At 46.2% G+C, this 11,736-nt stretch carries 12 protein-coding genes; all 12 read left to right on the top strand.

Annotated features, from left to right (window positions below; translation table 11 throughout):
• Positions 1-2: 2 nt before the first annotated feature.
• The 12 genes from atpA to ACHBHN_RS00455 all read left to right on the top strand — a co-directional run bounded on the left by atpA (position 3) and on the right by ACHBHN_RS00455 (position 11,720).
• Positions 3-1,508, top strand: a complete 1,506-nt coding sequence (gene atpA, locus ACHBHN_RS00510; protein WP_105111677.1) for a F0F1 ATP synthase subunit alpha — start codon at positions 3-5, stop codon at positions 1,506-1,508.
• An 11-nt stretch (positions 1,509-1,519) separates the two neighbouring features.
• Positions 1,520-2,395, top strand: coding sequence for a F0F1 ATP synthase subunit gamma (locus tag ACHBHN_RS00505; RefSeq protein ID WP_105111678.1), 876 nt, complete (start codon positions 1,520-1,522; stop codon positions 2,393-2,395).
• Positions 2,396-2,494: 99 nt separating this feature from the next.
• Entirely contained in the window at positions 2,495-3,901 is a 1,407-nt protein-coding gene (atpD, locus tag ACHBHN_RS00500; protein WP_105111679.1) for a F0F1 ATP synthase subunit beta, read from the top strand.
• 9 nt (positions 3,902-3,910) lie between these two features.
• Positions 3,911-4,327, top strand: a complete 417-nt coding sequence (locus tag ACHBHN_RS00495; RefSeq protein ID WP_105111680.1) for a F0F1 ATP synthase subunit epsilon — start codon at positions 3,911-3,913, stop codon at positions 4,325-4,327.
• A 62-nt stretch (positions 4,328-4,389) separates the two neighbouring features.
• Entirely contained in the window at positions 4,390-4,620 is a 231-nt protein-coding gene (locus ACHBHN_RS00490; RefSeq protein WP_105111681.1) for a DUF1146 family protein, read from the top strand.
• Positions 4,621-4,634: 14 nt separating this feature from the next.
• A complete protein-coding gene (gene murA / locus ACHBHN_RS00485; RefSeq protein ID WP_105122207.1) occupies positions 4,635-5,918 on the top strand; it encodes a UDP-N-acetylglucosamine 1-carboxyvinyltransferase in 1,284 nt (427 codons plus the stop codon).
• Positions 5,911-6,102: a DNA-directed RNA polymerase subunit beta gene (locus tag ACHBHN_RS00480; RefSeq protein ID WP_105111683.1), complete on the top strand. Its 192-nt coding sequence runs from the start codon at positions 5,911-5,913 to the stop codon at positions 6,100-6,102. The genes murA and ACHBHN_RS00480 overlap by 8 nt, the downstream gene beginning before the upstream one ends.
• Before the next feature lie 28 nt (positions 6,103-6,130).
• The gene (locus ACHBHN_RS00475; RefSeq protein WP_105111684.1) at positions 6,131-6,964 is read left to right on the top strand and encodes a DNA/RNA non-specific endonuclease; all 834 of its coding nucleotides are present in this window, start codon (positions 6,131-6,133) and stop codon (positions 6,962-6,964) included.
• Positions 6,965-7,215: 251 nt separating this feature from the next.
• A complete protein-coding gene (gene pheS, locus ACHBHN_RS00470) occupies positions 7,216-8,262 on the top strand; it encodes a phenylalanine--tRNA ligase subunit alpha (RefSeq protein WP_105122208.1) in 1,047 nt (348 codons plus the stop codon).
• Positions 8,263-8,476: 214 nt separating this feature from the next.
• Positions 8,477-8,998 carry a GNAT family N-acetyltransferase gene (locus tag ACHBHN_RS00465; protein WP_394732966.1) on the top strand — a complete coding sequence of 174 codons (522 nt, stop codon included), beginning with the start codon at positions 8,477-8,479 and terminating at the stop codon, positions 8,996-8,998.
• A 1-nt stretch (position 8,999) separates the two neighbouring features.
• Positions 9,000-11,399 (top strand): phenylalanine--tRNA ligase subunit beta, encoded by a 2,400-nt coding sequence (gene pheT, locus ACHBHN_RS00460; RefSeq protein ID WP_394733425.1) that lies wholly within the window; start codon positions 9,000-9,002, stop codon positions 11,397-11,399.
• Positions 11,400-11,453: 54 nt separating this feature from the next.
• Complete coding sequence (locus tag ACHBHN_RS00455) at positions 11,454-11,720, top strand: DUF2087 domain-containing protein (protein ID WP_105122210.1); 267 nt, start codon at positions 11,454-11,456, stop codon at positions 11,718-11,720.
• Positions 11,721-11,736: the final 16 nt, after the last annotated feature.

Genomic DNA, 11,736 nt, shown 5'->3' with positions numbered 1-11,736 from the left:
TTTTGGTGATTAATGCACAAGAAATTAGCGCTTTACTAAAACAACAAATAGAGGGCTTTCAGCCTGATTTTGACTATACTGAGACAGGTGTAGTGACCTATATCGGTGACGGAATTGCTCGTGCTCAGGGTCTAGATAATGCCATGAGTGGCGAGCTTCTGATTTTTGAAAACGATACTATTGGTATGGCTCAAAACTTGGAGACCAATGATGTTGGTATCATCATTCTCGGAGATTTTACAGACATCCGTGAAGGCTCAGTGGTCCGTCGGACTGGTAAAATCATGGAAGTACCAGTTGGTTCAGGCTTGATTGGTCGGGTTATCAATCCGCTCGGTCAACCGGTTGATGGCTTAGGAGAAATCCGTACGACAAAGACACGTCCAGTTGAATACCCAGCTCCCGGTGTTATGCAACGTAAATCTGTTACAGAGCCTTTGCAAACAGGTTTGAAAGCCATTGATGCCTTGGTACCAATCGGTCGTGGCCAGCGGGAGTTGATTATCGGTGACCGCCAGACGGGTAAAACGTCTGTAGCTATTGACGCCATTCTCAACCAAAAAGGCCAAGATATGATTTGTATCTACGTGGCCATTGGTCAGAAGGAATCAACGGTTCGTACACAGGTAGAAACCCTTCGTCAGTACGGTGCTTTGGACTACACAATTATTGTAACAGCCTCTGCATCGCAACCTTCTCCGCTCTTGTTCTTGGCCCCTTATGCAGGTGTTGCTATGGCGGAAGAATTTATGTACGAAGGCAAGCACGTTTTGATTGTCTATGATGATTTGTCAAAACAAGCGGTAGCCTACCGTGAATTGTCTCTCTTGCTCCGTCGTCCTCCAGGTCGTGAGGCCTATCCAGGGGATGTATTCTACTTGCACAGTCGCTTACTAGAGCGCTCGGCTAAGGTATCTGATGAGTTGGGTGGAGGCTCGATTACAGCTCTGCCATTTATCGAGACACAGGCAGGAGACATTTCAGCCTATATCGCAACCAACGTGATTTCTATTACCGATGGACAAATTTTCCTCAAGGATGACTTGTTCAACTCAGGTATTCGTCCGGCCATTGATGCAGGTTCTTCTGTATCGCGTGTCGGCGGTTCGGCTCAAATCAAGGCGATGAAGAAGGTGGCTGGTACTCTCCGTATCGACCTTGCTTCTTACCGTGAATTGGAGGCCTTTACGCAATTTGGTTCGGATTTGGATGCGGCTACGCAGGCTAAACTCAACCGTGGTCGTCGTACAGTCGAGGTTCTCAAACAACCATTGCACAAACCATTACCTGTTGAAAAACAAGTCTTGATTTTGTACGCCTTGACTAATGGTTATTTGGATTCAGTGCCGATTGATGATATCTTGACCTTTGAAGAAGAATTGTATGCTTATTTTGATTTGCATTACGATAACCTCTTGGAAGTTATTCGGTCAACAAAGGATCTTCCAGATACAGATGAGTTGAATGCGGCCATTCAAGCCTTCAAAGACCAGTCTGTCTTTAAGTAAAGGAGTGAAATATGGCAGGTTCTCTCAATGAAATCAAGTCAAAAATTACATCAACTAAGAAAACCAGTCAAATCACAGGTGCCATGCAGATGGTTTCGGCCTCAAAATTAGCTAAGTCAGAGCAACTAGCCCAATCCTTCCAGATTTACGCTAGCAAGGTTCGTCAGATTACAACGGACTTGTTGCATGGTGAATTGGTTGCATCTGATACTAGCCACCCTATGTTGCTCCGCCGTCCGATTCAAAAATCAGGCTATATCGTCATTACATCCGATAGCGGCCTCAAAGGATCTTATAATTCTAGTATCCTGAAGGCTGTTATGGGCATGATTGACCAAGACCATGACTCACCGGATGAGTATGCCATTATTGCTATCGGCAGTATGGGTGCGGATTTTTTCCGTGCGCGTGGCATCAATCCTGTCTTTGAATTGCGGGGAATTGCTGATAATCCTAGTTTTGAAGAAGTTCAAAAAATCATTTCCAAGTCTGTTGAAATGTACAAAAATGAACTGTTTGATGAATTGTATGTTTGTTACAACCACCATGTCAATAGCTTGACTAGTCAGGTTCGTGTGCAGCAGATGTTGCCAGTAGAAGATTTGGATTATCATGAAACAGATGGTTACACAGCTACCTTTGAATTAGAGCCAAATCGTGAAGTGATTTTGGAACAGCTCCTGACCCAGTATGCAGAATCAACCATTTATGGTGCTATTTTGGATGCTAAGACGGCTGAGAATGCGGCTGGTATGACAGCCATGCAAACTGCGACAGATAATGCAAAAAATGTCATCAATGATTTGACCATTCAATACAACAGGGCTCGTCAGGCTGCAATCACGCAAGAAATTACAGAGATTGTAGCAGGCGCATCAGCCCTTTAGTAGTTTTACTCGGACAAATCAAATTTCAGTAGACGACTAGATAGGAACCTAGTTTGAGTTTGATTGATTTGGGTAAAGAATAGAAATAGAGGAAATAAGATGAGTTCAGGCAAAATTACTCAGGTTGTCGGACCCGTTGTAGACGTTGCGTTTGCAGCTGAGGACAAACTCCCTGAGATTAACAACGCACTGGTTGTATATAAAAATGATGACTCCAAACAGAAAGTTGTGCTTGAAGTTGCTTTGGAGTTGGGCGATGGTGTTGTTCGGACTATCGCTATGGAGTCGACAGATGGTTTGACTCGTGGTATGGAAGTCTTGGACACTGGTCGTCCCATTTCTGTGCCAGTTGGTAAGGAAACCTTGGGTCGTGTTTTCAACGTTCTTGGTGATACCATTGATTTGGATGAGCCTTTTGCAGAAGATGCAGAACGTGAACCGATTCATAAGAAGGCACCAACCTTTGATGAATTGTCTACTTCCAATGAAATCTTGGAGACAGGTATCAAGGTTATTGACCTCTTGGCTCCTTATTTGAAAGGTGGTAAGGTCGGTCTCTTCGGTGGTGCCGGGGTTGGTAAGACAGTTCTTATCCAAGAATTGATCCACAACATCGCCCAGGAACACGGTGGTATCTCTGTATTTACCGGAGTTGGCGAACGGACCCGTGAGGGAAATGACCTTTACTGGGAAATGAAAGAGTCTGGCGTTATTGAAAAAACAGCCATGGTTTTTGGTCAGATGAATGAGCCACCTGGTGCGCGGATGCGTGTCGCTCTGACTGGTTTGACCATTGCGGAATACTTCCGTGATGTTGAAGGTCAGGATGTTCTCTTGTTCATCGACAACATTTTCCGTTTCACGCAGGCAGGTTCAGAAGTTTCGGCCCTTCTCGGTCGGATGCCGTCTGCCGTTGGTTACCAACCAACTTTGGCGACAGAAATGGGTCAATTGCAGGAACGGATTACGTCAACGAAGAAAGGTTCGGTTACTTCTATCCAGGCGATTTACGTACCAGCTGATGACTATACGGATCCGGCTCCAGCAACAGCCTTTGCCCACTTGGATTCGACAACTAACTTGGAGCGTAAATTGACCCAATTGGGTATCTATCCAGCCGTTGATCCGTTGGCATCGTCATCTCGTGCCCTGGCTCCTGAAGTTGTAGGAGAAGAGCACTATCAGGTAGCAATGGAAGTCAAACGTGTCCTACAACGCTACCAGGAACTGCAAGATATCATTGCCATTCTCGGTATGGATGAATTGTCAGATGAGGAGAAGACCTTGGTTGGTCGCGCTCGTCGTATCCAATTCTTCCTATCACAAAACTTCAACGTTGCCGAGCAGTTTACTGGTATGCCAGGTTCTTATGTACCGGTTGAGGAGACTGTCAAGGGCTTCAAGGAAATCTTGGATGGTAAACATGACCATTTGCCAGAAGACGCCTTCCGAAATGTTGGTTCCATTGAAGATGTCGTTGCCAAGGCTGCTAAAATGAGATTTTAGAGGTGGCTTATGGAACAAATGACTGTTCAAATCGTGACACCTGATGGTATCAAGTATGACCACCATGCAGCTTTTATTCTGGTTAAAACTCCTGAAGGAGAAATGGGTATCTACCCTGGCCACGAAGAACTGATTGCTGTACTGGAAATTGATGAAATCAAGGTTCGTCGTATTGACGATGAAAACCACGTTGACTGGATTGCTGTCAACGGTGGTATTATCGAGGTAAATAAAAACCAGATTACGGTCGTTTCGGATTCTGCTGAGCGGGAGCGGGACATTGATATTAGTCGGGCTGAACGGGCTAAATTGCGGGCCGAGCGTGAATTGCAAGAAGCGCAGACGACCCAAAATGCTGACTTGGAGAAACGGGCGACCGTTGCCCTCCAACGGGCTATCAACCGTATCCGTGTAGGGAAACACTAATAATAACTAGGAGACTGGACTTAAGTTCGGTCTCTTTCCTTTTTTCGTGGTATAATGGAAACATGGTGACATCAATTTTACAATTATTAAGTCATATACTTTTTATCTATTTGGCCCATCATCTTCTGGTGACAACCGTTGATTGGGCACGTTGGCTCAAGGTGACAGGAGACAATCAGCCAAAAATTAACTTGCTGATTTTATTTCTTGCAATTGCCCTGGGCTACCTGGTATCGACCTTCTTCCTGGAGTTAGTAATCATAGGTCGGTCTTTCAGTACGAATTTTGCATAAAGTAGAGGAATTTCATGGATAAAATTATTGTTCGAGGTCAGAAAGCTGCTCTCAAGGGTCAGGTTGAAATCGAAGGGGCTAAAAATGCAGTCTTGCCACTCTTGGCTGCTACTGTTTTAGCAAAAAATGGTCAATCTCGTTTTACCCAGGTACCGATTTTGTCTGATGTTTATACCATGAATAATGTGGTTCGTGGTCTCGGTGTTCGTGTTAAGTTTGATGAGGAGACTAAGACGGTCGATATTGATGCGACCGGTAAGTTGAGCTCAGAAACCCCTTACAAATACGTCAGTCAGATGCGGGCTTCGATTGTTATTTTGGGCCCAATTTTAGCGCGAAATGGCTATGCCAAGGTGTCTATGCCTGGTGGCTGCACCATTGGTAGCCGGCCGATTGACTTGCATCTCAAGGGTTTGCAGGCCATGGGCGCAAAAATCAAGCAACGAGCTGGTTATATCGAGGCGACAGCTGAGCGTTTGCAGGGGACAACGATTTACCTTGATTTCCCAAGTGTCGGCGCTACTCAAAACCTGATGATGGCTGCTACTCTAGCCAATGGAACGACTGTCTTGGAAAATGCTGCGAGAGAGCCAGAAATCGTTGACTTGGCTAACTTCCTCAATAAGATGGGGGCTAAGGTCAAGGGAGCTGGTACGGAAACGGTGACCATTCACGGTGTGGAGGAATTGACTGGTGCAGAGCATCCTGTTGTTCAGGACCGTATTGAGGCAGGTACCTTTATGGTGGCTGCTGCTATGACTGGTGGTGATGTCCTGGTCAAAGACGCCGTCTGGGAGCACAATCGACCCCTTATTTCTAAAATGCTTGAAATGGGTGTGGAAGTGACAGAAGAGGATGCAGGTATTCGTGTGCGTTCGCAGATTGAACAACTCAAGCCTGTGACGGTCAAAACCATGCCACATCCAGGATTTCCTACGGACATGCAGGCTCAATTTACGGCTTTGATGGCCGTTGCCAAAGGTGAGTCAACCATGATTGAGACTGTTTTTGAAAATCGTTTCCAGCACCTGGAAGAAATGCGCCGGATGGACGTTGTTTCAGAAATCTTGCGAGATACAGCGATTATCACTGGTGGTCAGCCAATTCAAGGTGCTGAAGTTATGTCGACTGATTTGCGGGCCAGTGCTGCTCTGATTCTAGCTGGACTTGTTGCTGAAGGTGAAACTATTGTTGGCCGTCTCAGTCATCTGGACAGGGGCTACTATCGTTTCCATGAGAAATTAGCTAGATTGGGAGCAGATATTGAGCGCGTGAGTGGAGAAGTAGAAAATGGATAAAGAACAGTTTGGGTATATCAAAAAACAATTATTGATTGTCTTGCTGGTCATCTTGGCCATGTTCCTTCTGTTTGCAGTGGGCTTGATGATTGGCTATGGCGTCATTGGTGATGGTGACAATATTTGGTCTGTCCTTTCGCCTGAAAAATGGCAGGAATTGATTAATAAATTTACAGGGAAGTAGGGTAGCCTACTTTCTTTTTGGAGAAATGATGAATAATAAAACGAAAAAACAGGCGACTAGTTTGCTGAGCCTGCTGGTGACTATTTTGGTGGTCGGCGGAGGTTACTTTTTTAATCAGCCGTCATCTACAAGTCAGGATTTGTCCTACTATGTCAATCAGTCCAGTGCAAGTCAATCAACACCCGACAAGGAGTTGGCGTCCAGTGTATTGACGGATGAGGCCAAGAAACAACTGGGTGGCTCGATCCAATGGAATGGGGCCGGTGCCTTCATTATCAATAATAATAAAACCAACTTGGATGCGTCAGTTTCCAGTATGCCTTATGCGGATAATAAGACCAAGCGGGTGCAGGGCGAGGAGATTCCAACTGTCGCTAATGCCCTCATGGCTAAATCTACGCGTCAGTACAAGGACCGTGATCAGACAGGCCAAGGGCGAACCTCCTGGACGCCGGCTGGTTGGCATCAGGTTCATGATTTGCCAGGAGAATACGACCATGCGGTGGACCGTGGGCACTTGCTTGGCTATGCCTTGATTGGTGGCTTAGACGGATTTGACGCCTCAACCAGTAATCCCAAGAATATTGCCACTCAAACGGCCTGGTCCAATCAGGCCTATGAGGATTATTCTACTGGGCAAAACTACTATGAAACAAAAGTCCGCCGGGCCTTGGACAAGAACAAACGTGTCCGCTACCGTGTCACACTGATCTATGCGGATGATGATGACCTGATTGCTCTAGGAAGTCACCTGGAGGCTAAATCGTCAGACGGTAGCCTGGAATTCAACGTCTTTGTGCCAAATGTTCAGAGTGGACTCAGTATCAACTACCACAGTGGGGAAATTACTGTTAACGAATAGAATATTATTTGCAAAAATACTGAATCTTTGGTAGAATGAATAGTAATTGAATAGAAGTCTGTGAGACTAGTACACCTATGGAAACTGCCCAGGGAGTTGAGCCGTGACTGCAAGCTCAATCAGTGAAAGTTGGTCGAATTCACTCACGCAAGGACTTAGAATGAAGGTCTGCAGAGGCAGATGAAAACGGATGGTACCGCGTGACAACGCTCCGATGTGGGTGGTGTCATGCTTTTTTTATTGGAGGAAAGATGTCAAATACGATTGAACAACAGCTGGTGGAACTCCGCCAATCTACACTTGAAAAGTTAAAGGCTATTAGCCATGAAAATGAAAAGGCCTTGCAGGATTTGAAGGTCGAAGTTTTGGGTAAAAAAGGTTCTCTGACAGACCTTTTGAAGGGGCTGAAAGACTTGTCTAACGACATGAAACCAATCGTTGGTAAGCAGGTCAATGAAGTACGTGATGTGCTGACAGCTGCCTTTGAAGAGACAGCTCAAAAGGTTGTAGCGGCAAAAATCCAACAACAATTAGCATCAGAAACCATTGATGTGACCCTGCCAGGTCGTCAGGTCAAGGTCGGAAAACGTCATGTCTTGACCCAAACTTCGGAAGAAATCGAAGATATTTTCTTGGGTATGGGCTTCCAAATCGTTGACGGATTTGAAGTGGAAAAAGACTACTACAACTTTGAGCGCATGAATTTGCCAAAAGACCACCCAGCGCGTGATATGCAGGATACTTTCTATATTACCGAAGAAATTCTTATGCGGACTCACACTTCGCCAGTCCAAGCTCGGACCATGGACCAGCATGATTTTTCAAAGGGAGCGCTGAAAATGATTTCTCCGGGGCGTGTATTCCGTCGTGATACGGACGATGCGACCCACAGCCACCAGTTCCACCAGATTGAAGGATTAGTTGTCGGTGAAAATGTATCCATGGGTGACCTCAAGGGTACGCTTGAAATGATCATCAAGAAAATGTTTGGTGAAGAGCGTCAGATTCGCCTACGTCCATCATACTTCCCATTCACTGAGCCTTCTGTTGAGGTGGATGTTTCCTGCTTCAAGTGCGGTGGTGACGGCTGTAATGTATGTAAGAAAACAGGATGGATTGAAATTCTCGGTTCCGGCATGGTCCACCCACAAGTATTGGAAATGAGTGGCATTGACTCAAGCAAGTACTCTGGATTTGCCTTCGGTCTTGGTCAGGAACGCATTGCCATGCTCCGCTACGGAATCAACGATATCCGTGGATTCTATCAAGGCGATGTACGCTTTAGTGAACAATTTTGATTCGGTACTCCTTATTGCTGACGTAGTCAGCTATTAAGGAGACGGGAATCGCTATAATGCGACTTCCCTAGCTTCCTCACTAGTTTTTCAAGCGGAAAGTGTCGTTCCGCTTGAAAGTCGTCGTAATTTAGGTAGTTTGTTAGGTGTTCAGTACGAGAAATGGTAGCTGTTCTAGCGGTTTACCTAGTCCACTTAGATAATGAAAGGCATTGAGATGCAGATAGATTCGATACGTTTGGAAGAGGTTTCCGTTTTGCAGGAGTTGGCCAAGCAGACCTTTGCTGAAACCTTTGCTCATGACAATGATCCAGAGGAGTTGGAAGCATTCTTCGAGGAAGCCTACTCCTTGGAGGTCTTGACTAGTGAGTTATCGGATCCCAATTGCCAGCATTATTTTCTAAGGATTGATGATCAGGTGGCTGGTTATCTCAAGCTCAACCAAGGTCCTGCCCAGACGGAGCAGGAGTTGGAAAATGCCTTTGAAATCCAGCGTATCTATCTCTTGCAGGCCTATCAGGGCCGCGGTCTTGGGAAGGTCTTGTTTGAATTTGCTTTGGAAAAAGCAGAGCAGTCTAGTTGTGACTGGGTCTGGCTGGGAGTCTGGGAACATAATTACAAGGCTCAGAAATTCTATGCAAAATACGGATTTGAAAAATTTGGCCAGCATGAATTTGCGGTCGGTGATAAGATTGATGTGGATTGGCTACTGAAACGGCCTTTGCACGAGAAAGGATAATATGTTAGTAAGTTACAAATGGTTAAAAGAACTCGTTGACTTTGATGCGACAAGCCATGACTTGTCTGAAAAAATGTCAACAACAGGAATTGAAGTAGAAGGGGTTGAGAAAAAGAGTGCTGGCCTTTCTAAGTTGGTTGTCGGTCAGGTTGTGTCTGCTGAGCCAATTCCAGATACCCACCTCAATATCTGCCAGGTCAATGTCGGTGAGGAAATCACGCAAATCGTTTGCGGTGCTCCAAATGTCAAGCCAGGCATCAAGGTGATCGTCGCACTGCCAGGTGCGCGTATCGCTGGCAACTACAAGATCAAGAAAGGAAAAATCCGCGGGGTTGAGTCTTTGGGTATGCTCTGCTCATTGAGCGAAATCGGCGTGTCCGACTCAGTTGTGCCAAAAGTCTATGCGGACGGTATCTACCACCTGCCAGAAGATGCAGTCGTGGGTGAGCCGGTCTTTTCGTACTTGGACCTGGACGACGAGATTATCGAGCTGTCCATCACACCAAACCGTGCTGACGCTCTTTCCATGCGTGGCGTGGCTCACGAAGTCGCAGCCATTTACGACAGCAAGGTCAACTTCAAGCCTGTTGTCTTGGAAGAAAGCGATAAAAAAGCCAGCGATGTGATTGAAGTGGCCATTGAGTCAGAAAAGGTGACTGCCTACACGGCTCGTGTCATTGAAAATGTGACCATCGCACCAAGCCCACAGTGGTTGCAAAACCTGCTCATGAACGCAGGTATTCGCCCGCTCAACAATGTGGTTGACATTACCAACTACATCTTGCTCTACTTCGGTCAGCCAATGCACGCTTTTGACTTTGACAAGTTTGACGGTAAGCAAATCGTGGCTCGCCAGGCAAAAGACGGTGAGAACTTGGTAACTCTTGACGGCGAAGAGCGTGACTTGATTGCCGATGACATCGTCATTTCCGTTGCGGACAAGGCAGTTGCCCTCGGTGGTGTCATGGGTGGTGCTAATACAGAGATTGACAATAGCTCTCAGACCGTTGTGCTGGAAGCTGCCCTCTTTGACGGCAAGTCTATCCGCAAGACCTCAGGTCGCCTCAACCTTCGCTCTGAGTCCTCTTCTCGCTTCGAAAAAGGCATCAACGTAGCAACTTTGACGGAGGCTATGGACACAGCCGCTGCTATGATTGCGGAACTGGCTGGCGGTCAGGTCTTGTCTGGTATTGTTGCTGCGGGTAGCGTGGACACTTCGGACATCCCAGTCACTGCAACTATTGATTACGTTAACCGCTCGCTCGGGACCAATCTTGACTATGCTCAGATCGCAGATATTTTCCGTCGTTTAGGTATGGAAACAACTGGCGATGCAAGTCAGTTCACAGTAGCAGTACCGCGTCGCCGTTGGGACATTCGCATTCCTGCAGACTTGGTAGAGGAAATCGCACGTATCTATGGCTATAATAATCTGCCGACCACTCTTCCGAAAGAGGACGGAACAGCAGGTGAGCTAACCCTGACTCAGAACATCCGTCGCCAAGTACGTAGCCTGGCAGAAGGTGCAGGCCTGACAGAAATCATTTCCTACGCCTTGACAACACCTGAAAAGGCTGTGGAGTTTGCAGCACGTCCAACCACAGTCACCGAACTCATGTGGCCAATGACTGTTGACCGCTCTGCCCTTCGTCAGAACATGGTGTCTGGTATGCTGGAAACAGTGGCCTACAACGTGGCTCGTAAGAACAAGAACTTGGCTCTCTACGAAATCGGTAAAATCTTTGAACAGTCTGGCAATCCAAAAGAAGACCTGCCGCAAGAAATTAATAAGTTTGCCCTTGTTTTGACTGGTTTGGTGGTTGAGAAAGACTTCCAGACACCAGCTGTACCAGTTGATTTCTTCCGTGCTAAAGGTATCTTGGAAGCTATCTTTGCTCATTACAAGGTGGCTGTTGACTTTGTGGCGACTAGTGAGATTGCTGCTCTGCATCCAGGTCGTACAGCTGAAATCCATTTGAATGGGGCGGTTATCGGCTTTGTCGGTCAGGTACATCCTCAAACGGCTAAGGACTACGGAATTCCTGAGACCTATGTGGCTGAAATCAATCTGGATGCGATTGAAGAAGCTCTCCAGCCTGCTCAGCCATTTACCGAAATCTCCAAATTCCCAGCGGTTAGCCGTGATATTGCCCTGCTTTTGAGCAGTGATGTCAAGCATCAGGATGCCCTGAATGCTATTGCCGGTGCTGGCGTGAAACGTTTGACCAAGGTGACCCTCTTTGATGTCTATGCGGGCAGCAATATTGAGGCTGGTAAGAAATCTATGGCTTATAACCTGACCTTCCAAAATCCTGCGGACAGCCTGACGGATGAGGAAGTGGCGAAGTATATGGAGAAAATCAGTAAGGCTTTGGTGGAGCTTGGTGCTGAAATTCGTTAATTTGTAAATCTTGTGATATCCTAGTCTGCGGGCTAGGATTTTTGGGAGGGAAGTATGAACACTCAAGATATTCAAGAAAAATTTTTCCGAGATGGAAAGTTGCTTGTCATTCCGAAGAAATTAAAAAGTAAGCAGGTCTTGTTTGCCTACTTGCAGGAGGAATTGGCTAAGAAGGGCTCGACATTTACAGAAAAAGATGTCAATGCCTTTCTAGCTGAGATCTATGACGATTATGCTATTTTAAGACGTTACTTGGTAGATTATGGCTACCTATCGCGTGATCAGTATGGTTTGGAATACAGAATAGAAGAAAAGAGATGATTGCGGTCATCTCTTT

The sequence above is a fragment of the Streptococcus sp. A22 genome, assembly GCF_043674215.1.
Taxonomy (GTDB): domain Bacteria; phylum Bacillota; class Bacilli; order Lactobacillales; family Streptococcaceae; genus Streptococcus; species Streptococcus suis_V.
This window is presented reverse-complemented; position numbering and strand designations above follow the sequence as displayed.